This window comes from Streptomyces beihaiensis (genome assembly GCF_026274175.1).
Lineage (GTDB): Bacteria > Actinomycetota > Actinomycetes > Streptomycetales > Streptomycetaceae > Streptomyces > Streptomyces beihaiensis.
On the sequence record NZ_JAPHNL010000003.1, the window covers coordinates 1 to 24604 of the forward strand.

The window sequence follows — 24604 nt, forward strand, 5'->3', positions numbered from 1 at the left end:
CGACCTACGACACCGAGACCGCCACGGCCCTCAAGGCACGGGTGACCACCCTCGCCGAGAAGCACCCCCTGTACCCCGGCCTGTCGTAGTTCCGTACGCTTTCGTACGCACATTCGCCCGGGGCGCCGCGCACACTGGAGACAGAAGCGACCAGCGTGCGCGGCGCCCCGCCGCACCACCACCCGGCAGACAACGGCGTCTACCACCACCATTGGAGTTCCACCGTGGCCATCTCGGTCTTCGACCTGTTCTCGATCGGCATCGGCCCGTCCAGCTCGCATACGGTCGGCCCGATGCGCGCGGCGCGCATGTTCGCGCGGCGGCTGAAGAACGAGGGCCTGCTGGCCCACACCGCCTCGATACGCGCGGAGCTGTACGGCTCGCTCGGCGCCACCGGGCACGGGCACGGCACGCCGAAGGCGGTGCTGCTCGGCCTGGAGGGCGAGTCGCCGCGCACGGTGGACGTGGAGACCGCCGACGAGCGCGTCGAGAAGATCAAGAGCTCCGGCCGCATCAGCCTGCTCGGCGCGCACGAGATCGCCTTCGCCTTCGACGACGACCTGGTCCTGCACCGCCGCAAGGCCCTGCCCTACCACGCCAACGGCATGACCCTGTGGGCGTACGACGCCGACGGCACCGAGCTGCTGACCAAGACGTACTACTCGGTCGGCGGCGGCTTCGTCGTCGACGAGACCGTGCTCGCCCAGGAGAGCGCCGAGGGCGAGAACCCGATCGTCCCGGACGACACGGTCCTGAAGTACCCCTTCCGCACCGGCGACGAGCTGCTGCGCCTGGCCCGCGAGACCGGCCTGTCCATCCCGGCCCTGATGCTGGAGAACGAGAAGGCGTGGCGCACCGAGGACGAGATCCGCGCCGGGCTCCTCGAGATCTGGCGGGTGATGCGGGCCTGCGTCTCGCGCGGCATGTCCCGCGAGGGCATTCTGCCCGGCGGCCTCAAGGTCCGCCGCCGCGCCGCGAGTTCGGCGCGCAAGCTGCGGGCCGAGGGCGATCCGGCGGGGCTGGCCATGGAGTGGATCACCCTGTACGCGATGGCGGTGAACGAGGAGAACGCGGCGGGCGGCCGTGTCGTCACGGCGCCGACCAACGGCGCGGCGGGCATCATCCCCGCCGTCCTGCACTACTACATGGACTTCGTGCCGGGCGCCGACGAGGAGGGCGTGGTGCGCTTCCTGCTCGCGGCCGGCGCGATCGGCATGCTGTTCAAGGAGAACGCCTCCATCTCGGGCGCCGAGGTCGGCTGCCAGGGCGAGGTCGGCTCGGCCTGTTCGATGGCGGCGGGCGCCCTCGCGGAGGTCCTGGGCGGCTCCCCCGAGCAGGTGGAGAACGCCGCGGAGATCGGCATGGAGCACAACCTGGGCCTGACCTGCGACCCGGTCGGCGGTCTCGTACAGATCCCGTGCATCGAGCGCAACGGCATGGCGGCCGTGAAGGCGGTCACCGCGGCGAAGATGGCGATGCGCGGCGACGGCTCGCACAAGGTGTCGCTGGACAAGGTCATCAAGACGATGCGGGACACCGGGGCCGACATGTCCGTCAAGTACAAGGAGACGGCGCGCGGCGGCCTCGCGGTGAACATCATCGAGTGCTGACCCTCCGGTCCCTGGCCTGCCCTTCGACCTGCCCTCCGACCTGCCGTTGCGCTACAGTGCGCAGCTGCACCGGGGGGTGAGGGTCCGGGACGGCACGGACGTGGCGTTCACCTGTCGGGAGTCCCGCCCGCCACGCGTTCGCTCCTGCCGTGACGTTCCTTCTCTCCGCCCTGCGAGGCCCTGTGATCATCATCTTGTGGGTCGTGCTGACCCCTGTCGTTCTCGGCCTGCTGGGCTTTGGGATCTACCTTCTCAAAGCCGTGGTGCAGGGCTACGCCGAGGGCCTGCGGTACGACCCGGAGGCCGAGGAGACAGCCGCGTCGGTCGCACGGCGCACCGCCGACCTGGGCCTGCTGTCGGCCGAACGGCAGAACACCAAGCTCGCCGCCCCGCTGTCGCCCGCCCTCACGGTCGCCCTTGCGGAGGCTCGGGCCGGGGACTGGGAGCCGGGCGCGAGCCTGCTGGACGAGACGGCCCGCACCCGCGACTGGGAACGGCGCGCCTGGCTCGCCTACCACCTCGGCCTGCTGGCCGCCGAAGACGACGCCTGGCTGCTGAGCTGGGAGTCGGCCCGCCCCGACGATCCGGGCGCGGCCCTGGTCAGGGCCCGCAGCACCGTGTGCCTCGCCTGGAACCTCCGCGGAGCCAAGCGCGCGAAGTTCACCAGCGCCGAACAGTTCGCCGGATTCCAGCGCACGCTGCCGCTCGCGGACGACCAGCACGCCCGGGCCGCGAAGCTGGCACCGGCGGACGACCCCTGCCCCTACATCGGCATGATCTGGAGTGCGCTGGGCCTTGGCCGGGGGCACGAGGAGATGCGCCGGATATGGGAGGAGATCACCCGCCGCGCCCCGCACCACTACCAGGCGCACTGGACCGCTCTGCAGTTCTGGTCGGCGAAGTGGCGCGGGTCCGAGGAGCTGGCCCGCGCGTTCGCGACCAAGGCCGCGGCAGGCGCGCCCGAAGGCAGTCTGATGACGGTGTTCCCGTTGATCGCGCACTTCGAGCACGACACGTCGGACGACACGGAGGTGGACCGTACGCCGGAGATGTACGCGGCGGTCGACGCGGTCCTCGCGGACGTGGCCGCCGCCGATCCGGACCACCCGCGCCTGGCCGAAGTCCGCCACGTACTGGCGTACTACCTCGACCTCCAGGGCCGCTGGGACGAAGCCGTGGAACAGTTCCGCCAGGTCGACGGCCATGTCGGCGCGCTGCCGTGGAGTTACCGTGCGGACCCGGCGGAGCACTACTGCAGGACGCGGGACGAGTGCGTGGCCAACGCGTCCTGAGGGGCGCGGCGACGGGGCGTCAGGCCCCGGCGGCGGTGACCACGGCGTCCGTGGCGAAGCCGAGCATCAGGCCGAGCAGGACGCACCAGGTGGTCAGCGTCTTGAGGTTGGCCTTGCGGGCCACCGCCAGCAGTTCGATGACCACGTAGAGGATGGAGCCGGCGGCCAGGCCGAGGAAGGCGATGGAGAGGGTGTCGTTGACGAGGTGCTGGCCGACGAGGGTGCCCAGGAAGGTGGGGCCGCCGCCGATCAGGCCGAGCCAGAAGAGCGTGGTCCACGAGGGGCGTTCGCCCTCGGCGGCGAGCGGGGCGACGATGCCGAAGCCCTCCGTGGCGTTGTGCAGGCCGAATCCGACGATGAGCAGCACGGCGAGGGAGAGTTCGCCCTTGGCGGCGGAGTTGCCGATGGCCAGGCCCTCGGCGAAGTTGTGCAGGCCGATGCCGGTCGCGATCATCAGGGCGAGCGAGCCCGCCTGGCTGCGGGTCTTCGGGGCCAGTTCCGTCGCGGCGGCCGCACCGGGCCCGGCGGGGCGCGCGGCGGCGGCGCGGCGGCGGGCGATCCAGGCGTCGTAGTAGACCAGTCCGGCGAGACCGGCGGTGAGTCCCGCGGCGAGGACCAGCCCGCCGGAGGCGACCGTCGCCCAGTGGTGGTCGGCCAGGGCCCCGTCGATCGGCTCCCAGGCGTGCGTGAGGACGTCCCACACGAGGAAGACGAGGATGCCGATCGCCACGGCGTTCAGCCCGGCCTTCAGGCGGGGCGTCGGCGTACGCAGGCGGCCGAGCGGGAGGCCGACGTAGATCGTCAGGCCCGCGATGGCGCCGAGCAGGGCGATGTTCGCGCTGGACATGGGAGAACTCCGGGGACGGTGCTGACGGAGCGGCCTGGTGGGGACGGCGGCCTCGGGACACCCCCACCCTAATTTAGGCGAGCCTTACCTAAGACCCTCCTGTCTGTCGCTTGAGGGAATCTTGGTGGTTCCTTTACGGGTGCGCTCCGCAAGGTCCCCGGGTGCGCGCGCTCGTCGGGCATCAGGCGGCGGGGCTCCGGCGCGGTCCCGGTCCCGCCATACCGCCAGCACCGCCAGCACCGCCAAAGGCCGCTCGCGCGCGAAGACGGGGCGTCCGGCCGGGCCGGCCGCATCGTCGACCTGCCCCGCCCGCACTCCTTGGCTGCCGGGACGGGCCTTCGCCCCGGCAGCGGCGGGTCACGTCGCGTCGCGGAGCCGGGCCGCCAGGGAGGTCAGTGGCTCGGCTTCCTCGGTGTGGCCCGAGGAGGTCAGCTGGGAGACGGCCGCGTCGAGGCGCGTGAGCGCGTCGGCGGCGCGTTCCAGGTAGTGGCCTTCCACGATGGCTGCCAGGCGGACGCACTCGGCCCACTCGCCGGCGCGGTCGTCGTCCTGTGCCGGCTCGCCCAGCAGCGCCAGGGCCTTTTCCAGAGCCGCCAGGGCGGCCTCGTACTCGCCGGCGTGGGCGTGGACCCGTCCGTGTTCGTAGGCCAGAGCGGTGTCCAGGGAACGGCCCTGGGCCCGGTGTCCGGCGGCGCGGGCCTCGTCGGCGATCCGCCCGGCGTCGTCGAGGAACGCGAGGGCGTCGGCCAGCCCGTCGGGGCCCTGCTGCTGCGCCTGCAGGCGGGCGAGTTCACGCAGGCAGTTGCTGAGCTGTTCGTAGCTTGGAGCCTTGTCGTGAGCGGCGAGGGCCTGGTCCATGGCCTGGCGGGCCCGGCCGAACTCGCCGGACTCGCCCAGGAGGACGGCCGCCTCCGCGGCGATCATGACGTGGCTCGCCGGATCGTCGTCCCAGCCCGCCGACTCGGCCGCCAGGGCGACGAACTCCGCCGTGGCGGCCTTGAGGTCCTCCCCCGCGCGCAGTGCCCGCGCCCGGGTCAGGCGCAGCTGGGCGGTGAGCCGGTCGTCCACCTCTCCAGCCGCGATATCCGGTTCGGCCATGACGGAGTCGAGCAGGGCGATGCAGTCCTCGACCCGGCCCAGTTCGAGGCACAGCTGGGCCGCGCCGCTGTAGGCGCAGAAGGCGTCCGTCCGGCTGCCGTGGCGCAGCGCCAGTTCCGCGGAGCGCGTCAGCTGTCGCAGGGCCTCCTCGGGGCGGCCCAGGCGCATCGCGGCCTCGGCGAGATCGCCGTGCAGGCGGGCGGTGTCGACGGTGCCGGCCGGCCAGTCGGCGGCCAGTCTCAGACTCTCGGTCAGGTCGGCGTGCGCGGCTTCCGCGTCCCCCAGGCCGAACTGCAACCGGCCCCGGAGTCCCAGCGTGCGGGGCAGGTGCCAAGCGGGGCCCTGCGTCCTGAGCCGGTCGAGGAGGGCATCGATCTCGGCGACCGCGGCGGGCAGATCGCCGGTCAGGGCGAACGTGCTGCACCGCAGCAGCAGGGCGCCGGAGATCTGGCCGTCGAGCCCGTGCCGGGTGGCGAAAGCGTGCAGTGCCGCCACCTCGGCGCGGAGGGGTTCGGCGTGCTCCTCGTTCCTCGACGTCTGCAGGCGCAGGCCGAGGGCGGTGGCCCGCAGCCGCAGCAGGCGGGCCTCCTGGAACGGGGCCATGCCGGACGTCCGCTCGTGCAGGGCGACCAGCGAGGCGTGGGCGGCGGTCAGTTCCGCGGTCGTCGCCTCGGCCGTGTCGGCGTCCCGCGTACCGGCCGCCGCGGCGTCCTCCGGAGCGATCTGAGCGGTGGCGAGCAGGGCGCAGCCCCGGGCGACCGCCGCGTCCGCCGGCCGGCCGGCGGCGTCGTACAGAGCCGCGGCCTCCTCGTGGAGGGCGGCGGCGTCGGCGAACTCGTCCTTCTCCCCCGCCCGGTTCGCCTCCTCGGCCAGCAGGTCCGCGCGCAGCCGGGCGAGGGGGCCGACGGCCGGGTCTTCGGGGTGGGTGTAGTCGTCGGCGTCGACGAGGTCGCGCAGCCGCGTCCAGCAGGCTCTTGCGTCCGGGTGGCCCTGCTCGTCCAACGTCCTTGCCCGGACGATGAGTTCCGGGAGCGAGTCGGGCACCTCGGCTGCCGTGCCGACGGCGGGTGCGGCGGCCTGAGCGACCGCCGGAGCGACGGCCGGAGCGACGGCCGGAGCCACGTCGTCCAGGCCACGGGTGCGCAGGGTCAGTTCGAGTGTGTCCAGCAGCGGGGCGCGGTCGAGGCGGGCCCTGCGGCGGTCGGTGTGGGCGGTGGTTCCGTTGCGGGAGTCGAATCGGGCGGCGAGGTCGTCGGCGCGAGCGCGCACTTCGGCGCGCAGAGCGGCCACCGTCCAGGTGCGGCCCGGGTACCCGGCCGCGGGCAGGTCGCCGTGGCCGAGGAACTCGACACGCTGGAGGAGGACTTCGACGGCCGTGAGGAAGCCGAGCAGGTCCAGGGGGGAGTCGACCTCGTCGAACAGGCCGCGGTTCTCGGCGAGCAGTTCCAGGCCGCGTGCCTCGTTTCCGGTGAGCGCGCAGAACTCCAGGTGCCGGCCGGTCTCCTGGGCCATGGAGGGGTTGCGGCGGCAGCCCCGGTACCCGGCGAGGTGGAGTTCGCGGGCCTGCTCGGTCCGTCCTGCCTGCACAAGGGGCAGCAGTGCGTACGAGATGGAGCGGGCCGGTTCCTCCTGGCAGGACGCCTTGCCTGCCAGGACGGGCTCCCAGGTGCGCAGGGCCCGCTCGGCGTCACCGGTCGTGAGGTGATGGCGGGCGTGCTCGCAGATCTCGCATGCCTCGCAGTCGCTGAGCCTGGTGCGGCCGCGGCCCGCCCAGAGCTCGTAGGCGAGGGTGGTGTCCTCGCCTACGTGGGCGGCGAGCTGGTACGCCTGCTGGTAGTAGGGCTGCAGGCCGAGGCCGGCCGTCTCGTACCGTTCACGCATCTGTGCCAGCCACTGGCGCAGGCTGGTCAGCGGTATCTCGGGGATCTGGCGCAGGGCGTGGGCCACCCACTTGAACCGCCAGAACAGCATGTGGCGCAGGCGCTCGTCGAAGACGTCGGGCTGCTCGTCGAAGAGAGTGAGAAGGCGCGCGAAGACGACGGGTGACTTGCGGGGTTCGGAGCCGTAGTTGTACGCCTCCTGGAGTTCGAGCAGCGCGTGGACGAGGGCCGCGGGGTCCTCGAACCGCTCGGCGGCTTCGACGAGCTCCTCGGCGGTGACGGTGCGGGTGCGGCCGTACGGACGGCGGTCGTTCTCCCGGAGCGCCTGGTACAGCTCGTCGGTGGACTGGGGTGCGGTGGGCATCGTCAGCTGTCCTTGCGGAGGGCGTGGGCGAGGAGGTCGAGGAAGGAGCGGTTGATGAGGCTCGACTCGGCGGGCCGCAGCGGGCGCCGGGAGAGCATCGCGGCCTGCCCGTAGAGGGCTTCGGCGCTGGTGCGGGCCAGTTCGGGCTCGTCGATGGCGACCGCGGTGCGGACCAGCGGGTTGAGCTGGTTGAGGATCAGCTGGGCCCGTGGGGCCTCCTGGCGCAGCGCGCCGAGGATGTCGCCCCACACCCCGCCCTGCTGTTCGCGGGCCAGTTGGGAGCGGGTGCGCTCGTGCCGTGCCTCGCGGCTGTCGAGGAGCAGGGCGGGGGCGGAGGCGGGCTGGAAGGAGCGCAGTGCGACGTCGCAGTCGAATACGGCGAGGGCGTCGCGGGCCACGGTGAGGTAGGCCGTGGCGGCGAGTTCGGTCTCCCGGTCGACGGGGTCGAGATGGGCGGTGAGGGTCGCGGGGTCCAGGTCGTCCACGACGGCCTCGGGCCTGATCTCCGGGAGCCGGTGCACCAGCTCACGGTCGTACGTGTAGCCGCCGTTGACGACGCCGAGCCCGGCGGCCGAGGCGATCGCCGCGATCTGCCGGAACTCCTCCACGCTCGACGTGACGAGCACGGTGCGGTGGGTGCGTGCGAACTCGTCGAGGGTGGTGTGCCCGTCCGTGGTCTCGAACGGCAGCCAGGGCAGCAGCATCCGCAGGATCTCGTCGTCGTGCACGGCGAGCGACTTCACGGCCAGGTGGTGGGCCTGGAGGAAGCGGCCGAGCAGTTCCGGGTCGCTCGCGGCGGCTCGGGCGATCCACGCGCGCAGCCGCTCGGCCAGGGCGTCACGGACGGCGGCGAGCATGTCGTCCTCGTACAGGGACTCCCGGGAGGCGGTGGGGCGCAGGCTCTCGGCGTCCACGACGCAGCGGACGAAGAAGGCCCAGTCGGGCAGGATCTCCTGGGCCTGCTCGGACAGCAGCATTCCCTTGACGTGCACGCGATGGCCGTGGGGGCGTCCGGCCGGCACCGGCTCGGGGAGCACGCAGGCGATGCCCTTCAGTCCCACCGCCGGCAGGTCCAGTTCGATGGTGTCCAGCGGTGTGAAACCGAAGACCTCTTCGCCGTACGCGGCCAGGGCGCGCGACCGGGCTCCGGGCGTCGGATACGTACGTGTCCAGGGTGCGGTCTGCGGGTTGACGGACACGCTCGGGCCGCCCGCGCCGTCGTCGAAGGTGACCGGGTGGCGCAGCAGGGAACCGAAGTGGCGGGCCAGCGCGTGGACTTGGGCCGGGCGGGTCCACTCCGTGGCGTCGGCCCGCGGCGTCAGGGTGACGGTGGTGCCCGGCCGGGGGCGGGCGGAGGCGGGCAGGGTACGGACGGTGTAGCTGCCGTCGTCGCGTCCGCGCCACTCCACGGTGGGGGCGTCGGGGGTGCGGGCGGAGCGGCTCAGGACGTGGATGGTGTCCGCGACCAGGAAGCAGGAGAGCAGACCGATGCCGAACTGGCCTATGAAGTCGTCGCGTTGTTCGGCGATGCCCTCGGCGCGCTTGCTGCTGCGGCCGATGGTGGCGAGGAAGGTGTGCACGTCGGCCTCGGTAAGGCCGACGCCGTCGTCCTCGACACGGACCGTCGAGCCGTCGGCGTACAGGCGTATGCCGAGGGCTTCGGCGGGTCCGGCCGGTTCGAGGCCGTGCCGGGCGGTCAGCGCGTCCACCGCGTTCTGCATGAGTTCACGCAGGTAGACACGTGGGCTGGAGTAGAGGTGGTGGGAGAGGAGATCGACGAGGCCGCGCAGGTCCACCTGGAAGGTGCGGTCGGCGTCGGCGGGGCTCACGGGGGTTTCGGGCGCAGTCATCAGGCAGTCGCAGTCCGGGGTGAGGTGGTCGGGGAGACGGGCCGGGGCGGGCCGGAGTCAGACGCGGCCTCGGAAGCGGGCGTACGCGGCCTCCGGCTGTGGCATGTACCTCCAGGGCCACCGGGTGAAGGCGCCGCCCAGTTCCTGGAAGACGCGCGGAGCCACCGTGCTCTCGCGGGACAGGCCGAGGGCCATGGCGAAGGTGTTGAAGTCCTCCTGCCACCCCGGGCGCCGTTCGTAGGCGGGGTGGAGGATGCTGCGCAGGGCCGCCTCCCTCAGCTCCTCCTGTGTCCGGGGGGTCACGAGATGATCGTCGTCGTCGGCCGACTCCATCCACTCCTCGATGTGGGCGACGGCGATCACACAGCCGAGACGGTGGCCGTCGGGTGCGTCGGCGAAGGCCGCGCGGGCGAACGCCAGGGCCTGGCCGGGCTCGCCGCTCCAGCGGGGCTGCAGCTGCGACACCCGCTCGACGTGTGCCTCCAGGTCCAGCGGCTCGCGGCGCAGGGCCGCGTCGAGGCGGGCCTGGTGGACGGCGTCGCCCAGCGACATGCCGCGGCCCGAGGTGAGGAGCCGGCACCACGGTGCGACCCAGTCCGGCCGCAGCTCGGCGGCCTCGAGCAGTTGCTCCTCGGCGATGTGGAGGCGCTCGTGGAAGAGCCGCCACTGCTCCTGCGTGACGTACTTGGCCGACTGTCGGGTGCGCGCCTCCCAGCCCCAGACGATGTGCCGCGCCCCGGAGATCAGCAGGGCGGTCGCCCGGTGCTCCCCGTCCTCCTCGACGGCCCGGCCGATCCAGTCCTGCACGCCGTCCACGCCGGCCAGCTCACCGAGAACCTGGTGGTCACGGCCGAGGTCGAAGGGGATGAGGGCTCCCTTGACCGCCTCCCAGTCACCCGCCTCGGCGGCCCCCACCAGCGCGAGCACCCGGGTGTCCCCGAGGGCGTACAGCGGATACACGCCGTTCCTGTGTCCGCGTGGTGCGGGGAGCGCGTACGGATCCGCCGCCCGTCTCTGCGCGCCCCTACCGAACAGCTTGCCGAACATGCCGCGCCCCTCCCCTGGTACCGCTTGATCGTCCGGGGCAGCATAAACGGCACCACCGACAGCACTGCCACAGGGTTTTCACCGTTGTTCCACGGCTCCGGCACGGCATCGAGGCGCTCCTCGCCGGCCTCCCCCGCCGGCCTCCCCCGCCGGCCTCCCCCGCTGAACCGAAGGGGACCCGCCTCCTTCCGACAGGAATGAGGGCGTGCGCCAGGATGCGTCGCTCCGGGGCAGGCACTCACCCGTCCGCGCCGGTCAGCCGCACGCCCGTGATCAGGTCCGGCGTGATGCGGACGACGCTGTCCAAGCGCTGGTCCGTCCACGGGTGGATGCGGGCCTCGTAGCGGGCCACCTGATCGGCGTCGGTGACCATGCGGCAGAAGCCCGTGGCCACCACGCTCCAGCCGAGGCCGGTGGCCGGGTCGATGTCGTCGGCCTCGTAGGCGACGACGACCCCGTCCGCGTCGACCTGGCTGATCTGCGCCGCCAGGGCAGCGCCCTCGTGGGTGCGCAGCACGATGTCGCCGCCGTCCACGATGTGGTTGACCGGGCGGATCGCGGGCAGCGCGCGCTGGGTGAAGACGATGCGGCCCATCGGCGCCCCCGCGAGCAGCCGCAGCGACTCCGCGGAGCCCATCTCCACCACGCGGCGCGGCACGAACGGCGCGGGCGCGGGAACCGGTGCCGTGTCGACCGGGTGCTGCTGTCGCGGCATGGCTGCGTTCCTTCGTCCCGGGTCCCTGAGGGCCTGTCTCCGGTACATGCTCTGTTCTCAGTACATGTTCTGTTCTCTCAGTACACGCACGTCTCGCAATGGGGCACAGGGGCCGTTCGGCCCCTCGCGGGGGCCGGATGTTGCCGGTTCACTGTGTCGCTGTCCGAATCGCGCAGCGGAGAAAACAGCAGGAATCACTGCGAAGACACTGCGGAAAGCACAACGGAAGCGAGGACGCGGATGATCGCGGCGGTGGGCCATGCCGACCTGTCACCGGACGCGCTGAGGCTGATGGAGAGCGAGCTGGCCGCACGCGTCAGAGGCTTGCCCTCCGAGGCGTACGGTCTGGTGCGCGCCTCGGCCGGACTGCCGGTGGTCTTCGCGCGGGCCATACAGGCCGCCGGGCGGCGCCTGGCCGTCCTCATCCCGACGTTCGGCGCGGTGCCCGCGCCGCTGTCGGGCCCTGACCTGTCGGCCGCCGGCGAACTGCTGATGTCGGCCGGACAGGTGCGGCTCCTCGCCTACGATCCCGGCGACCGGGACGCCTGCGTGCGCGCCGACGAGCAGCTGGTCGACGGCTGCTCCCGGCTCCTGGCGGTGTGGGACGGCTCCCCGTCCGACGGCCGCGACGCCACCGCCCACCTCGTCGCCTACGCCCGCGCCCGCGGCATCCCGGTCGACGTCCTGTGGCCCGCGGGGGCCGCGCGGCGCGGAGACGGAGGAGCGCGGTGACGGGCGGCGTACGCGGTGGTGCGCGAGGCGGTGGGCGAGGCGGTGCGCGCATCGGCTGGCTGCTCGTCGTCACCGGCGCGCTGGGCCTTCTCTCCTCCTTCGTGATCACCATCGACAAGATCCGCCTGGCCGAGAACCCGGACTTCGTGCCGTCCTGCTCGATCAGCCCCGTACTGTCCTGCACGGACGTGATGCGCAGCGCGCAGGCGTCGGTCTTCGGCTTCCCCAACCCCGTCATCGGACTCGTCACGTACGCGGCGGTGGCCGCCGTCGGACTCGGCGTGCTCGCCGGGGCCCGCTACCGCCGCTGGTTCTGGCTGGGCCTGAACCTGGGCACGCTGGCCGGGGCGGGCTTCTGCATGTGGCTGATGACGCAGGCGCTGTACGAGATCGGCGCGCTGTGCCTGTGGTGCGCCCTCGCCTGGGCGGCGACGGTCGTCCTCTTCTCGTACGTCACCACGCACAACGTGCGGCACGGCGTGATCCGCGCGCCACGCGGTGTGGTCGCGGCGGCGTGGGAGTTCGCGTGGGTGGTGCCGGTCGTCTGGTGCGGGATGATCGCGCTGCTGATCCTGACCCGCTTCTGGTCGTACTGGCAGACCCTGCCGTGACCGGCGGGGCAGGCCGGGGCGGGGGCCGTTCGGCCCCTGCCGCCGCGCGCCGGGCCGACCGGATACTGACTGCCGGGGGCGGTGTGCCGTCGTCCCCGGCACGCCCTTGGAGCCATACATATGCCCACGCTTCCCGCGCCGCCTGACGGCCCCTTGTGGGTCTTCGTCCTCGACGACCACGAAGTGGTCCGCAGGGGCGTGCGTGACCTGCTGGACGCCGAGCCGGACATCACGGTCTGCGGGGAGGCCGCCACGGCCCGCGAGGCCCTGGCGCGCGTGCCCGCCGCCCGCCCCGACGTGGCGGTGCTGGACGTGCGGCTCGGCGGGGGCGGGCCGGACAGCGACCAAGGCGTGGAGGTGTGCCGGGAGTTGCGGGCACGGATGCCGGAGCTCGCCTGTCTGATGCTGACCTCGTACGACGATGACGAGGCCCTCTTCGACGCGATCATGGCCGGTGCGGCGGGCTATGTGCTCAAGCAGATCGGTGGCCAGGACCTGCTCGGCGCCGTGCGCGCGGTGGCGGCGGGCCGCTCGATGCTCGACCCGAGGGCGACGGCACGGGTGATGGAGAAGCTGCGCGAGCCGGAACCCGAACCGCAGCCGGAGAACAACGCGCCGGAGCTGGCCCGGCTCTCGCCGCGCGAACGGCAGATCCTGGAGCTCATCGGCGAGGGCCTGACGAACCGCCAGATCGCCGCGCGGCTGTTCCTGTCCGAGAAGACGGTCAAGAACCGCGTGTCGTCGATCCTCTCGAAACTCGGCGTGCACCGCCGCCTTCAGGCCGCGCTGCTCGTGGAGCGGCTCCGGGAGCCCGGCCAGGACTGACGCGCCCCCGGCGCGCGCCACGCGCGCCGGGCACTGGTGGAGCTTGCGTGAAGAAGGGCGTCTGACCAGCGGCCATAGGGAACCATAATGGCCCGACCACGTCGTCCCCCACCGACCAGGAGGCCCCCCATGCTGCATGGTGTCGACGTCAGCGCCCATCAGTCCTCGTTCGGCACGGAGGGCAGGTCGTTCGCGTTCGTCAAGGCGACGGAAGGTCACACGTACGTCAACCCGCGCCAGACCGAGCAGGCCAAACTGGCCCGTGACGCGGGCCTGGTCGTCGGCTTCTACCACTTCCTGTGGCCGGGCCACATCAGGACGCAGGCCGAGTACTTCGTCACCAAGTGCGCCTCCCGGCTCGGCGACATGCTGGCCGTCGACTGGGAGACGACGGAGGACGGGACGCACGCGAGCAACGCGGAGAAGGACGAGTTCATCCGCGAGGTCAAGCGCCTGCGCCCGCACCACCACCGCGTCCTGCTCTACACGAACCGCCACTACTGGCTGAACGTCGACCGGACCTCGTACGCGGGCGACGGTCTGTGGATCGCGGACTACGTGACGGCGGGTGAGCCGCGCATCGAGGCGAAGTGGCGCTTCCACCAGTACACGGATCACCCGCTCGACAAGAACGTGGCCGCCTTCTCCAGCAAGGCCGCCCTACGCGAGTGGGCCGAAGCCTGACGAACCGTCCAGGTCAGACGGCCCGCCACTGCGCCGTCCGCTCCGGCGACGCCGCGTCCAGCGCCGTGCGCACGGCGGCCGCGTCGGAGGCGAGGCCGTAGACCGGGGTGCCGGGCTGCTGGCGCCAGGACTCGTCGATGCCGCCCGCGTCCACGGCGTCGAAGCCGATCTCGTCCAGGAGCTGGACGACGACCTGCTTGGCCGCCGCGTCGTCGCCCGCCACCGGAAGGGCGACGCGCCGCGCGTCGCCCTTGGGGCGCGGCTTGTCGAGGATGTCCTGCGCGTACGTGCCGTTGAACACCTTCACGACCGGGTGCCCGATCTGCCGCTCGGTCCAGCGGCTCTCGGTCAGGCCCTCGTCCTCGATGGCGTCGATCCTGCCGTCCCGCTGCTGCGGGTAGTAGTTGCCCGTGTCGATGACGGCGACCCCGTCGGCGGCCGCGTCCAGGAACCCCTTCGGCAGCGCCGGCACGGCCTTGAGCGGGATCGTGACGACCACGACCTCGGCTCCCCGGACGGCGTCCTCGATGGTGGCGGGCGTGGCGCCGGTCTCCTCGGCGAGCGCCGTGAGGGTCCGCGGGCCACGGGAGTTGGCCACGTGCACGTCGTGGCCGACGGCCGTGAAGCGCCGGGTGAGGTTGCCGCCGATGTTGCCCGCGCCGATGATGCCGATCTTCATGTCGTGCCCCTTAGCGAGATCAATCCATGCATGTGCATGCGGTGGAACCTCGGGGAGCGTCCGGCTATTCCACGGCGGTGAGCGGCGGCCGGAACACGCCCCACCGCCGCTCTCACACACCTGCCGCCGCCGTCAGGCGCCCAGTCGGCCGCCCTTGACCGCGTCCACGAACGACGCCCAGCCGGTCGCGGCGAAGGCGAGGACGGGCCCCTCGGGGGTCTTGCTGTCACGGACGGGGACGACGGCGTCGAGGTCGTCGCGGACTTCGAGGCACTGGCCGCCGTCCGAGTTGCTGTACGAGCTCTTGCGCCACCCCGGCGCGGGGGCGAGCGACAGGAGGTCGTCGGAGACCTCGACGCACGCGCCGCCGTCCGAGTTGCTGTAGGAGCTCTTGCGCCAGGTCAGCGCGCTCAGGTCGATGGATCGCACGATGCTTCCTCCAACATGCGCAGGATGAACGTCCGCGACTCGGCGGGAGCGAGTGCCAGGTCGCGCAGTGCATCGTAAGCACGCTGCAGCCGCTCAACTGCCGAGTTCGTCTCGATGAGTTCGCCCTGGTACGCGTTCTCGATGTACGCCACGGTACGCCCGTCCTGCAGCCGCAGGAACATCACGTCGGTGCTGTCCAGGCCGTGCGGGCCCGCGCTGAACGGCAGCACGTGCAGCTTCACGTTCGAGCGCTCGGACATCTCCACCAGGAACTTCAACTGCTCCCGCCACGCGGCCTCGTCCTTCAACGCGGTCCGCAGCACTGCCTCGGACACGACCGCCCGGAACAGCGGGGCACGCTCACCCTCGATGAGTTCCCGGCGGGTGAGCCGCGCCTTGACCTGCTTCTCCAGCTCCTCTCCCGTGTGCCCGCCGGAGGCCAGCACCTCGCGCGCGTACTCACGGGTCTGAAGCAGACCATGCAGCACGCTCACCCCGAAGTGCCACAAACTCAACGCCTCCGACTCCAGCAGCATGTACCGCTGGTACCGCGCCTTGAACTGCGTACGGTCCGCGATCGCCAGCTCCCACAGCGCGAGGACCATGTCCTTCGTGCCGTAGAAGTGGTCCATGGCCTGGGCCACTTCCGGACCGCCGACCGTTTCTCCCGACTCGATCTTCGAGAACAGCGACGCGTCCCAGCCCAGTTGCTCTCCGATCTGCCGGAAGCTGAGCCCGCGGTCCAGCCGCAGCTTCCTGACCTCCTCCGCGTACCGCTCGCGCGGCTCCCTGCTCTTGCTCGTGACCACCCGACGTGGCGGCATGCCCGACCACCTCCGTGTTGAATTTGCGGAACTTGCTCCCCGCGCCGGGGAAACACACGCCCGTGTCCGACGTCGGCGCCCCGGCTCGCGAGCATCCTCGTAACGCCCGCGCTACACACGGTAGTTGAGATTGCGCGTAATGTGCTGAGAAGTCAGGAATTGTCATGGAAAGTTACTGAAAACGCCGATGGGGCGCACCCCGCGCCCCGGATGTACCGGACACGGCGTACGCCCCATCGGATCGCGCGAGACCGCGCGGGCCGGGCTTACTTGTTGAGGTTCGCCCAGAACTCGTCGAACGAGAGGACCTTGTCCCCGTTGGTGTCCTGGCGGGCGATGAGCGCCTCGGCCACCGACTCGGTGACGTTGAAGTCGCCCATCTGCGCCATCGCGCTCTTGTACTCGGCCGCCGTGATGTATCCGTCGCCGTTCGCGTCGAAACGCTCGAACGCCTTGCGTGCTTCCTCGATGTCCGCCACCGGGTCCGCCCCTCGTCTTCGTACTGGTTCGTACTGGCTTGCTTGCGCAGGCCAGGTTATCCGGCGGCCCGCGCGCGCAGCGCGGCGACCGCCCAGGCGAAGGCCCCGCGGTGTGCGGGTTGCACGGAGGTGGCCTTGAGGACGCCCAGCAGCTCCCGGTAGCGGGCGACCTTGTCGTCCGTGGTGGCGAGCAGCCGGTCGAGGACGGTGGCCGGGTCGGTGTCGCCGATCAGTTCGGCGATGACCGCGTCGGCCTCGGGCGCCGCCGGGTCGATGCCGCGCCGTTCGGCGTCCCCGGCCAGGGCGACCAGCTGGCGCAGGAAGGTCATCGAGGCGCCGGCCGGGGCGCCGGGGGCGCGGTCGGCCGCGTTGTACTCGGTGGCGCGGCGCATCCGCGCCTTGAACTCGGGGTCCTGGAGCAGTTCGGCCAGCTCCACCCATGCGTCGACCTGCTCGGGCGTCGGGTCGTCAGGGAGCCCGTCGCTCAGGGTGCGCATGCGCTCCTGGATGGCGGGGTCCACGGTGTCGAGGCCGTGCAGCATCTCCTCGGCGAACTCGTCCATGATCCGCTTGCGCTCGGCGGCGGACTGGCGTGCCAGCTTGTTCATCAGGGTCATCTCCTCGGCTGTCGAGTTTCTTTTCGCGACCGTCGACAGGACCGCCCGGTTGAGCCGCAGTACGCGGATCTGCGCGTCGAGCGCCGCCACGTGCGCGGCGGCCACGGCCGCGACGTCCCGTTCCCCGGACAGGACCGTGCGTACGTCGTCGAGGCCGAGGCCCAGGTCGCGCAGGGTGCGGATCAGCTCCAGGCGGGCCACTGACTCGGCGTCGTAGAGCCGGTAGCCGCCGTCACTGCGGGCGACGGGGTTCAGGAGGCCCTCGTCGGACCAGTAGCGGATGGTGCGCACCGTGAGGCCGGTGCGGCGGGCCAGCCGGCCGATCGTGAGCAGTGGGAGGCCGTCGTCGATCATGTCTGCGAGTCTGGGCCTTCCAGTGGGTGGAGACTCAAGGGGGAGTTCGGAGATGGATCTGCGGGAGATTCTGGACGCCGCGGCCAAGGGTGTCTTCCCGGCGCCGGACGGTTCGACGACCGTGGTGCCGCAGATGTGCGCGCGGGACGCCGGGGTGATCGCGTTCTCGGCGCACACCGTGGTGTTCACGGACGAGTCGGAGGAGTGGGTGCGGAGTGCGCTGGCCGCGTTGGTCGCGGCCAGGTGTGATCCCCTCGCCGCGTCGATGAACCCGCGCTTCCTCGCGGCGTTCATGGACCGTACGGGGCGGCGCCACGACACGATCGACCTGCTGACCGTGGCCTGCGCCCTTCCGGGCCCGGCGCCGCTCGCGCTGGCCGAGGTCCGCGACCGCGCGCACCCGCGGGTGACACGGGCGCTCGGACGCCGCGACGACGTGCGGGTGTGGCAGGCGGACGGGGGTCTGCTCGTGCTCGGGCGCGGGGTGGGCGGGCGCTGGGAGACGGCGATCGAGGTGGACGAGTCCGCCCGGCACCGAGGTCTGGGGCGGCGACTGGCCGTCGCCGCCCGTCACCTGGTGCCGGACGGATTCGTGTGGGCCCAGCAGTCACCGGGGAACGCGCGCAGTGTCCGGGCCTTCCAGTCCGCGGGGTACCGACCGGTGGGTTCCGAGGCGCTGATGCACCCGCACGCACCTACCCGCTGATGCGCCGGCGGGGCGCTCGGGGGCCCTGCCTCACCGGAAGATTCCGGTGTGGCCCAGGGAGTAGCGGCCCGGCTGCGGCCACACCGCGAGGCCGTGCGGGCCCGAGCCGACGGCGATGCGGGCGATCTGGACACCCGTACGGGTGTCGATGGCGTAGACCTCGGAGTTGTAGCGGCCGGACAGCCACAGCGTGTTGCCGTCCGCCGAGACGCCGCCCATGTCGGGGCTGCCGCCGTTGGGCAGGCGCCACTTCTTGGCGACCTTGCCCGTGGCGAAGTCGAAGACGGAGATGGTGCCCTCGCCCCGGTTGGAGACGTACATGTACTTGGAGTCCCGGCTGACGTAGAGGCCGTGGGCGCCCTTGCCGGTGGGCAGCAGGGTCGGCTTGGTGAACTTGTCGCCGTCGAGGATCCAGAGGCCGTCGGCGTTCATGTCGGCGATGTAGAACGTCTTGCCGTCGGGCGAGAGCTTCACGTCCTGCGGCTTGGCGTTGTCGTACGGCAGTTTCATCTGCTGGACGACCTTCATCTTCTCCGTGTCGACCTTGAGCAGTTCGCCGCTGAACTCGCAGCTGACGATGAAGTAGCGGCCGTCCTTGGAGAAGTCGGCGTGGTTGACGCCGTAGCAGCTGACCGGCTCGGTGTGCTGGATCTTCATGGTGTGCGGGTCCCGGAAGACCAGCTGGCGGTCCATGGAGGCCATCACGACGGCGTGCTTGCCGTCGGGGGTGAAGTACAGGTTGTACGGGTCGTGGACGGGGACCGGCTTGCCCGCCTTGCCGGTCTTCGGGTCGATGGGGGTGAGCGTGTTTCCCTTGTCGTTGTTGACCCACAGCGTCTTCATGTCCCACGACGGCACGACGTGCTGGGGCTGGCGGCCGACGGGGATGGTGCGGATGACCTCGAACGTCTTCGGGTCGATCACGGAGACGGTGTCGGACTGGGTGTTGGGCACGTAGATGCGGGCCGGGTCGTTCTTCACCTGCGCCGAGAGCTTGTTGGGGCGGTCGGCGGCGTAGATGTCCTTGGAGTCGAGGACCGGCGGCATGCCCGGCAGGCCGTTGACCGTCTGCTGCTTGTCGGGGGCGGGCTTCACCGCCTTGACGGCCTCCCGTGACTGCTTGCCGTGGCCGTCGGCGTGCTCGGCGCCGCACCCGGCGAGCGCGGCGGCGACGACGGCGATCGCGGCGACGAGCCGGGCGGAACGGGCGGGGCGGGGGCGACGGGTGCGTGAGGGGGCGGTGTTCATGCGAGCAGCTCCGTACAGGTCACCGCGGACAGGCCGCGGGCGGTCAGGCGGTCCAGAAGGGTCGGGAGCGCGGCGACGGTGTCCGCGTAACCGAAGTGCATGCTGACGATCGAGCCGGGACGCACGGCCGAGGTGACGTTGTCGACGACCGCGTCCTTGCCGGGCGAGGTGTAGTCGAGCGAGTCGACGCTGTACGAGAGGACGTGCGGGTATCCGGCGCGCTGGGCGAGACGGGCGACGAGCGGTGTCGCGGTCTGCGTGCGGGAGGGGCGGAACCATGTGCCGATGGAGCCGGTGAGGCGGCGGATGCGGTCGGCGCAGCCGGTGATCTCGGCGTAGGCGTCGGCCTCGGACATGGTGTTGATGGAGAGGTGGTGGAGGGTGTGGTTGCCCAGGTCGTGGCCGCCGTCGAGGATGCGCCGGGCGACGGCGGGGTGCTCGTCGAGCCAGGTGCCGACGGCGAGCACGGTGACCTTGGCACGGGCGCGCTCGGCCTCTGTGAGGACGGCGTGCGCGATGGCCGGGTCGCCCTGTCCGTGGAAGGTGAGGGCGACGCTTCGGCGGTCGGCCGGGCCGTGGTCGATCTGGGCGGGCAGGCCGGGCAGTGGCCTGGGGCCGGGGGCGGCCCGCGCGGAGGGGGTGGCGGGTGTCGCGGGTGGGGTGTGTGTCGCGTGTGTGGTGGGTGTCGGGTCGGCGGTCACCGGAGTGCGTGCGCGGTCGGCGCACCCGGCGGCGAGGGCGGCGGTGAGCCCGGCGCCGACGCGTAGGACGGTTCGGCGCCGGAACGGTTCTGCCTTGGTCACCCGCCCCATTTAAGGGGTTTGCCGGACAAAAGCCGCTTACCGACCCGACCACCTTAACGTTTACTGGACACAGGCTGCATTTATTCTTCATTTAAGAGGCTAGTGGGTGATGTCACCAATGATTCATTTGGCGATCAGTCGCCCCGTCTGCCATGATCTGTGCCACGACCCCCATTGACCCGGGCCAGGTCGTCATCAGACGCCGTGGGCCACACCCCAATCGCCCACGGCGCTCCACACGGAGGCCCCCGCGGCGCCGCACGACGGCGAGAACGGGGGCTTTCGTGCACGGTCGCCCACGCGCCGGAAGGCCCCAGCGGCGGACCCAGCGGCCGGACGGTCCTAGCGGTCGGCCACCCGCATCTCGAACCACGTCGTCTTGCCGCGCGGCAGCAGGTCGACGCCCCAGCGGTCGGCGAGCTTGTTGACGAGATAGAGGCCGCGGCCCGAGATGTCGAGCTCGCGCACCGGCATGAGGCAGGGAAGTCCGCGGGACGGGTCGCGCACCTCCGCGCGGATCATGCCGCGACGGCGCGCCATGCGCAGGCCGAAGCCGCGGGCGCCGGTGTGCCGCACCGCGTTGCCGACCAGCTCCGAGACGAGCAGCACCGCGTCCTCGGTCAGCTTCGGCGAGAGGCCCCAGTGGCGCAGGACGACCACCTGGGCGAGTCGGCGCGCCTTCGCCGCCGACTCCGGACGGGAGGGCAGCCACACCTCCTCCTCGGCCGGGTTCCCGTACAACTCCAGCGCCCTCAGAGCGTGTTCGTCCTCGACCGCGGGAGACCAGCGCGCCGCGGTCGCACTCCCGTGCCGTCGCGGCTGTTCGACACCTTCAAGCCCCGCCATGCCCCCATGATGGCTGCCAGGAGGGGCCCTTGGGAGCGTTCCGGCTGAATAAGCCCCCCGGAACGCCTCATTCCGGGGGGTTCTTAAGTCATATGCCGCAGGCATTTCGTACACCGGTACGCACTGCCTGACCTGCGGTGACGCCATACGAACACACAACCGTCCATCCCCGCGTACGAGACGGGTTAAGCCGCGCTTGAGGTCGGCTTAAGACGGCGGCAATGCGCCCCAACGAGGGACGTGATCAACTCGGCTTGCCCGTACGGGAGTTACGAAAGCCGAGTCAGGGGTTCCGAGTGAGGGGTTCCGAGTGAGGGGTTCCGAGTGAGGGGTTCCGAGTGAGGGGTTCCGAGTGAGGGGTTCCCGGTCCCGGGCTCCGGGTGACGGGGGCCGTGCATCACGCGAACTTGGCCTTGCCCGGCCCCTCCTCGACGAAGCTGCGCATCCCGGTCTCCCGGTCCTCGGTGGCGAACAGTCCCGCGAACCAGTTGCGCTCGATGGCCAGCCCGGTCTCCAGGTCGGTCTCCAGACCCGCGTCGATCGACTCCTTGGCGGCGCGCAGCGCGATCGCCGGGCCCTGCGCGAGCTTCGCCGCCCAGGCGTGCGCGGCGTCGAAGACCTCGGCGTCCGGGACCACCCGGTCCACCAGGCCGATGGCGAGCGCCTCGGCGGCCTTGACCTGGCGGCCCGTGAAGATCAGGTCCTTCGCCCTGGAGGGGCCGACGAGCCGGGACAGGCGCTGGGTACCGCCCGCGCCGGGGATGAGGCCGAGCAGGATCTCCGGCTGCCCGAGCCTGGCGCTCTCCCCCGCGATCCGGTAGTCCGCGCACAGGGTCAGCTCGCAGCCGCCGCCGAGGGCGTACCCGGTGACGGCGGCGACGACCGGCTTGGGGATGCGGGCCACGGCGGAGAACGAGTCCTGCAGGTCGCGGGAGCGCGCGACCATCGCCGCGTGGTCCATGCGCTGCATCTCCTTGATGTCGGCGCCGGCCGCGAACGCCTTCTCGCTGCCGCGGACGACCACGGCCCGCACGTCACTGCGGGCCGTGGCCTCTTCGGCGAGTTCCTTGATGCGGTCCTGGGTGGCGATGTCCAGGGCGTTCATCGGGGGACGGTCCAGACGGATCGTCCCGACGCCTTCGGCTACTTCGAGGTGAGCGGTCATGCTCCGCAGGTTAGCGGGCGTTCACCTGCCCGGCCCCGACGGGGCCGTCACTTCGTCCACTGGCTCCAGGACATGTTCCAGCCGTTCAGGCCGTTGGCCGGGGAGACCGTGCGCTCGTGGCTGTTCTTGACGATCACCACGTCACCGATCATCGAGTGGTCGTAGAACCACGCCGCCGGGACGTGCTTGTCGTAGCCGCCGCGCACGTCGCGCAGACCTATGCAGCCGTGGCTGGAGTTGTAGTGGCCGAAGGCGCCGGCGCCCCAGTAGTTGCCGTGGATGAACGTTCCGGAGTCCGTCAGGCGCTGGGCGTGCGGGACGTCCTTGATGTCGTACTCGCTGCCGAGGTTGACGGTCTCGCTGTTCATACGGGTCACCTTGAAGCGCTGGCTGATGACCATCTGACCGCCCCAGGTGTCGTAGCCGGGCTTGCCCGTCGAGACCGGGATCGTCCTGATGACCTTGCCGTCGCGCCTGACGGTCATCTCGTGCTTCTTCGCGTCGACCGTGGAGACCTGGCTGCGGCCGATGGTGAACGTCACGGTCTTGGCCTGCTTGCCGTAGACGCCGGGGCGGCCCTCGACGCCGTCGAGGTCGAGCTTGACGGTGACCTCGGTACCGGGCTTCCAGTAGTGCTCGGGGCGGAAGTCGAGCCGGTCGTTGCCGAACCAGTGGCCCTCGACCGGGACGGACGGCTTCGTGGTGATCGAGACGGAGTCCTTCACCGCGTCGGGGTGGGTGATGCCGCGCGTGAAGCGGAGCGAGAACGGCATGCCGACGCCGACCGTCGAGCCGTCCTCCGGGGTGAAGTAGCCGATGAACGTGTTCTTCGGGGTGAGCGTGGTGAAGGTGGTGTCCTTGGCCGAGACCCGTCCCGCCTTGTCCTTCGCCACGACGTGCACCTTGTACGTCGTGGCGGACGCGAGGTGCGACGCGGGCTTCCAGCTCGTGCCGCCGTCCGCGATCTTCCCGGCGACCGCGTCGCCCTCGCCGTCGGTGACCTTCACCTCGCTCAGCGTGCCGTGCGCGGCCGTGACGCGCAGGGCCCCGCTGGTGGCGACGGCGTGGGCACCGTCCTCGGGCGCGACCGTGACGACGGCCTCGGACGGCTTGTTCGCCTGTTCGACCTTCTCCGGCTTCGCCTTGCCGTCGCTCCCACCACTGCCGGAGCCGCCGCCTCCGCACGCCGTGACCAGCAGCAGAGCCGCCCCCAGCAGAGCCGCCGATATCGGTCGTCGCCCGTTCACGATGCCTTCTCTCCCCTCCCGCGGCCCCCCTGGCCGAGGCACACATCACCGCGCGGTCACAGCACACACATCCGCGCACACAGCGAAAGATAACCACACGACCTGGGGAAACGGATCCCCACGAATGTCACCGTTCAGTCCCAACTCATGGGTGGTTTCGAGGCTTTTCACCCGTGCGAGTCCGGCGACCGCCACTGCTTCCAGGTCAGGTTCCAGCCGCCGAGGCCGTTGTCGGGCGCCACCGTCCTGTCCTTGCTGTTCTTCACCTCGACGACGTCGCCGACGAGAGTGCGGTCGTAGAACCATCCGGCGGGCGTGCGGGAGCTGCCGCCCTTCACATCGCGCAGGCCGATGCAGCCGTGGCTGGAGTTGACGCTGCCGAAGACCCGGCCACCCCAGTAGTTGCCGTGCAGGAACGTGCCGGAGTCGGTGAGCCGGATCGCGTGCGGCACGTCCGGGATGTCGTACTCGCCGCCGAAGCCGACGGTGCGGCTGTTCATACGCGTCACGTCGAGCATCTCGGAGACGACCATCTTGCCGTTGTACGTGGCCCGGCCCGGTGCGCCCGCCGTGATCGGGAGGGTCTCGAGGAGTGCGCCGTCCCTGCGGACCTCCATGGTGTGGGCCGCCGCGTCGACCACGCTGACCTGGCTGCGGCCGACGGTGAAGGAGAACGTCTTGTGCTGAAGGCCGTAGACGCCCGGCGCGCCTTCCACGTCGCGCAGGCCGAGGTCGACAGTGACCTTGGTGCCCGGCTTCCAGTAGTGCTCGGGGCGGAAGTCGACGCGCTCCTTGCCGAACCAGTGCGGGGCGACCTCGACGGGCGGGTCTGCCGTGATGCGGATGGCCCGCTGCACGGCCGCGCGATGGTCGATCTCGCGGTTGAAGTCGATCCGGACGATCATGCCGGTGCCGACCGTGGAGCGGTTCTCCGGCGTCACGTAGCCGACGAAGCGCTCGTCGGGGACGGACGTCGTGAACGTGGTGTGGCGGGCCACGCGGCGGCCGTGACCGTCGACCGCGACCGCGTCGACGGTGTACTTCGCGGCGAGCGTGAGACGGTCCGCGTCCTCGCCCGTCGGACGCCACCGCGTCCGGTCGTGCTCGAACCGCCCGGTCACCCTCTCCCGCTGCGCGTCCTGAACCTTCACCACCTTCACCGACTCCAGGCGCCCCTCGGGGACCTCCACCTGGAACTTCCCGTCACGCTTCACTCCCTCGGCCGTGTCCTTGGGGGTGACCCGGATCAGGTCATCGGGCGAGCGCGGCTTGCCGAGCATCTCGCCCGCCGAGTCGCAGCCGGCGAGCCCGCCGAGCAGTCCGGCCCAGGTCAGTACGGCGGCCAGCGTGGCCCCTGCGCGCCGCGCGCGCCTCACAGCTCTACTCACGTCAGGGCCCAACGACGGGCACCCCGCCGGGGAAACGTGAGTGCGAGCCACGCCGTGGGCAGAACAGTGGGGAGGACGACGCGCCGGGGAGCCGCGGCCGGGACGCCGCACACCCCGATCCGGCCGTCGTGAGCCGCCGTGAGCCGCGGGAGGCCGAAAGGTGTCGAGCGCAGCCGAGCAGGAGGCAGTGCGGGACGGTGACGCCGCCGCCGCGCGGGGCGCGGCGCAGGAAGCGCGGGAACGGGCGGCGAACGGCCACGCCCC

The 24604-nt window shown here is 71.5% G+C and carries 23 protein-coding genes; 7 read left to right on the top strand and 16 right to left on the bottom strand.

The features are described 5' to 3' along the window. Positions 1-224 precede the first annotated feature (224 nt). Together OFY01_RS01135 and OFY01_RS01140 are read left to right on the top strand one after the other, a co-directional pair. Positions 225-1610 carry an L-serine ammonia-lyase gene (locus OFY01_RS01135; RefSeq protein WP_266595425.1) on the top strand — a complete coding sequence of 462 codons (1386 nt, stop codon included), beginning with the start codon at positions 225-227 and terminating at the stop codon, positions 1608-1610. A 182-nt stretch (positions 1611-1792) separates the two neighbouring features. Further along, positions 1793-2902 (top strand): hypothetical protein, encoded by a 1110-nt coding sequence (locus tag OFY01_RS01140; RefSeq protein ID WP_266595427.1) that lies wholly within the window; start codon positions 1793-1795, stop codon positions 2900-2902. A gap of 19 nt (positions 2903-2921) precedes the next feature. Here OFY01_RS01140 and OFY01_RS01145 read toward each other — a convergent pair whose 3' ends face one another. The 5 genes from OFY01_RS01145 to OFY01_RS01165 form a co-directional block, all read right to left on the bottom strand. Continuing rightward, positions 2922-3749, bottom strand: coding sequence for a ZIP family metal transporter (locus OFY01_RS01145; protein WP_266595386.1), 828 nt, complete (start codon positions 3747-3749; stop codon positions 2922-2924). 357 nt (positions 3750-4106) lie between these two features. Beyond that, positions 4107-7091, bottom strand: a complete 2985-nt coding sequence (locus OFY01_RS01150; protein WP_266595388.1) for a hypothetical protein — start codon at positions 7089-7091, stop codon at positions 4107-4109. A gap of 2 nt (positions 7092-7093) precedes the next feature. Continuing rightward, entirely contained in the window at positions 7094-8941 is a 1848-nt protein-coding gene (locus OFY01_RS01155) for an HSP90 family protein (protein ID WP_266595389.1), read from the bottom strand. 57 nt (positions 8942-8998) lie between these two features. Then, positions 8999-9988 (bottom strand): hypothetical protein, encoded by a 990-nt coding sequence (locus tag OFY01_RS01160; RefSeq protein WP_266595390.1) that lies wholly within the window; start codon positions 9986-9988, stop codon positions 8999-9001. 238 nt (positions 9989-10226) lie between these two features. After that, positions 10227-10703, bottom strand: a complete 477-nt coding sequence (locus tag OFY01_RS01165; RefSeq protein WP_266595392.1) for a pyridoxamine 5'-phosphate oxidase family protein — start codon at positions 10701-10703, stop codon at positions 10227-10229. A 240-nt stretch (positions 10704-10943) separates the two neighbouring features. On the opposite strand from OFY01_RS01165, the gene OFY01_RS01170 reads away from it, so the two are divergent. The 4 genes from OFY01_RS01170 (at position 10944) to OFY01_RS01185 (ending at position 13555) form a co-directional block, all read left to right on the top strand. Further along, a complete protein-coding gene (locus tag OFY01_RS01170; protein WP_266595394.1) occupies positions 10944-11435 on the top strand; it encodes a hypothetical protein in 492 nt (163 codons plus the stop codon). Continuing rightward, positions 11432-12046: a vitamin K epoxide reductase family protein gene (locus OFY01_RS01175; protein WP_266595396.1), complete on the top strand. Its 615-nt coding sequence runs from the start codon at positions 11432-11434 to the stop codon at positions 12044-12046. The genes OFY01_RS01170 and OFY01_RS01175 overlap by 4 nt, the downstream gene beginning before the upstream one ends. A 120-nt stretch (positions 12047-12166) precedes the next feature. Beyond that, on the top strand, positions 12167-12871 hold the full coding sequence (locus OFY01_RS01180; RefSeq protein WP_266595398.1) for a response regulator: 705 nt from the start codon (positions 12167-12169) through the stop codon (positions 12869-12871). Between the two features lie 129 nt (positions 12872-13000). After that, positions 13001-13555 carry a GH25 family lysozyme gene (locus tag OFY01_RS01185; RefSeq protein ID WP_266595400.1) on the top strand — a complete coding sequence of 185 codons (555 nt, stop codon included), beginning with the start codon at positions 13001-13003 and terminating at the stop codon, positions 13553-13555. A 13-nt stretch (positions 13556-13568) separates the two neighbouring features. Here OFY01_RS01185 and OFY01_RS01190 read toward each other — a convergent pair whose 3' ends face one another. From OFY01_RS01190 to OFY01_RS01210, 5 genes are all read right to left on the bottom strand, one after another. Then, entirely contained in the window at positions 13569-14234 is a 666-nt protein-coding gene (locus OFY01_RS01190) for an NADPH-dependent F420 reductase (RefSeq protein WP_266595402.1), read from the bottom strand. A 132-nt stretch (positions 14235-14366) separates the two neighbouring features. Further along, positions 14367-14663 carry a DUF397 domain-containing protein gene (locus tag OFY01_RS01195; protein ID WP_266595404.1) on the bottom strand — a complete coding sequence of 99 codons (297 nt, stop codon included), beginning with the start codon at positions 14661-14663 and terminating at the stop codon, positions 14367-14369. Beyond that, complete coding sequence (locus OFY01_RS01200; RefSeq protein WP_266595406.1) at positions 14645-15487, bottom strand: helix-turn-helix domain-containing protein; 843 nt, start codon at positions 15485-15487, stop codon at positions 14645-14647. The genes OFY01_RS01195 and OFY01_RS01200 overlap by 19 nt, the downstream gene beginning before the upstream one ends. Before the next feature lie 266 nt (positions 15488-15753). Then, positions 15754-15966, bottom strand: a complete 213-nt coding sequence (locus OFY01_RS01205) for an EF-hand domain-containing protein (protein ID WP_266595408.1) — start codon at positions 15964-15966, stop codon at positions 15754-15756. 56 nt (positions 15967-16022) lie between these two features. After that, on the bottom strand, positions 16023-16937 hold the full coding sequence (locus OFY01_RS01210; protein ID WP_266595410.1) for a MerR family transcriptional regulator: 915 nt from the start codon (positions 16935-16937) through the stop codon (positions 16023-16025). Positions 16938-16989: 52 nt separating this feature from the next. On the opposite strand from OFY01_RS01210, the gene OFY01_RS01215 reads away from it, so the two are divergent. Then, complete coding sequence (locus tag OFY01_RS01215; protein WP_266595412.1) at positions 16990-17643, top strand: GNAT family N-acetyltransferase; 654 nt, start codon at positions 16990-16992, stop codon at positions 17641-17643. Between the two features lie 30 nt (positions 17644-17673). Here the strand turns inward: OFY01_RS01215 and OFY01_RS01220 are convergent, their stop codons facing one another. The 6 genes from OFY01_RS01220 to OFY01_RS01245 all read right to left on the bottom strand — a co-directional run bounded on the left by OFY01_RS01220 (position 17674) and on the right by OFY01_RS01245 (position 24340). Next, positions 17674-18891 (bottom strand): YncE family protein, encoded by a 1218-nt coding sequence (locus OFY01_RS01220; RefSeq protein ID WP_266595414.1) that lies wholly within the window; start codon positions 18889-18891, stop codon positions 17674-17676. Continuing rightward, a complete protein-coding gene (locus OFY01_RS01225; RefSeq protein ID WP_266595416.1) occupies positions 18888-19703 on the bottom strand; it encodes a polysaccharide deacetylase family protein in 816 nt (271 codons plus the stop codon). The genes OFY01_RS01220 and OFY01_RS01225 overlap by 4 nt, the downstream gene beginning before the upstream one ends. 333 nt (positions 19704-20036) lie before the next feature. After that, entirely contained in the window at positions 20037-20645 is a 609-nt protein-coding gene (locus tag OFY01_RS01230; protein ID WP_266595418.1) for an ATP-binding protein, read from the bottom strand. Between the two features lie 292 nt (positions 20646-20937). Further along, positions 20938-21705 carry an enoyl-CoA hydratase/isomerase family protein gene (locus tag OFY01_RS01235; protein WP_266595420.1) on the bottom strand — a complete coding sequence of 256 codons (768 nt, stop codon included), beginning with the start codon at positions 21703-21705 and terminating at the stop codon, positions 20938-20940. 47 nt (positions 21706-21752) lie between these two features. After that, positions 21753-22952, bottom strand: coding sequence for a L,D-transpeptidase (locus OFY01_RS01240; protein WP_266595421.1), 1200 nt, complete (start codon positions 22950-22952; stop codon positions 21753-21755). 167 nt (positions 22953-23119) lie between these two features. Beyond that, on the bottom strand, positions 23120-24340 hold the full coding sequence (locus OFY01_RS01245; RefSeq protein WP_266595423.1) for a L,D-transpeptidase: 1221 nt from the start codon (positions 24338-24340) through the stop codon (positions 23120-23122). Positions 24341-24604: the final 264 nt, after the last annotated feature.

Bases quoted from the DNA above. Each gene is read 5' to 3' on its own strand.
- OFY01_RS01185 (WP_266595400.1), top strand. From the start codon at position 13,001: ATGCTGCATGGTGTCGACGTCAGCGCCCATCAGTCCTCGTTCGGCACG.
- OFY01_RS01180 (WP_266595398.1), top strand. From the start codon at position 12,167: ATGCCCACGCTTCCCGCGCCGCCTGACGGCCCCTTGTGGGTCTTCGTC.
- OFY01_RS01235 (WP_266595420.1), bottom strand. From the start codon at position 21,705: ATGACCGCTCACCTCGAAGTAGCCGAAGGCGTCGGGACGATCCGTCTG.
- OFY01_RS01150 (WP_266595388.1), bottom strand. From the start codon at position 7,091: ATGCCCACCGCACCCCAGTCCACCGACGAGCTGTACCAGGCGCTCCGG.
- OFY01_RS01215 (WP_266595412.1), top strand. From the start codon at position 16,990: ATGGATCTGCGGGAGATTCTGGACGCCGCGGCCAAGGGTGTCTTCCCG.
- OFY01_RS01155 (WP_266595389.1), bottom strand. From the start codon at position 8,941: ATGACTGCGCCCGAAACCCCCGTGAGCCCCGCCGACGCCGACCGCACC.
- OFY01_RS01225 (WP_266595416.1), bottom strand. From the start codon at position 19,703: ATGGGGCGGGTGACCAAGGCAGAACCGTTCCGGCGCCGAACCGTCCTA.
- OFY01_RS01165 (WP_266595392.1), bottom strand. From the start codon at position 10,703: ATGCCGCGACAGCAGCACCCGGTCGACACGGCACCGGTTCCCGCGCCC.
- OFY01_RS01220 (WP_266595414.1), bottom strand. From the start codon at position 18,891: ATGAACACCGCCCCCTCACGCACCCGTCGCCCCCGCCCCGCCCGTTCC.
- OFY01_RS01190 (WP_266595402.1), bottom strand. From the start codon at position 14,234: ATGAAGATCGGCATCATCGGCGCGGGCAACATCGGCGGCAACCTCACC.
- OFY01_RS01170 (WP_266595394.1), top strand. From the start codon at position 10,944: ATGATCGCGGCGGTGGGCCATGCCGACCTGTCACCGGACGCGCTGAGG.
- OFY01_RS01145 (WP_266595386.1), bottom strand. From the start codon at position 3,749: ATGTCCAGCGCGAACATCGCCCTGCTCGGCGCCATCGCGGGCCTGACG.
- OFY01_RS01200 (WP_266595406.1), bottom strand. From the start codon at position 15,487: ATGCCGCCACGTCGGGTGGTCACGAGCAAGAGCAGGGAGCCGCGCGAG.
- OFY01_RS01230 (WP_266595418.1), bottom strand. From the start codon at position 20,645: ATGCCTGCGGCATATGACTTAAGAACCCCCCGGAATGAGGCGTTCCGG.
- OFY01_RS01160 (WP_266595390.1), bottom strand. From the start codon at position 9,988: ATGTTCGGCAAGCTGTTCGGTAGGGGCGCGCAGAGACGGGCGGCGGAT.
- OFY01_RS01210 (WP_266595410.1), bottom strand. From the start codon at position 16,937: ATGATCGACGACGGCCTCCCACTGCTCACGATCGGCCGGCTGGCCCGC.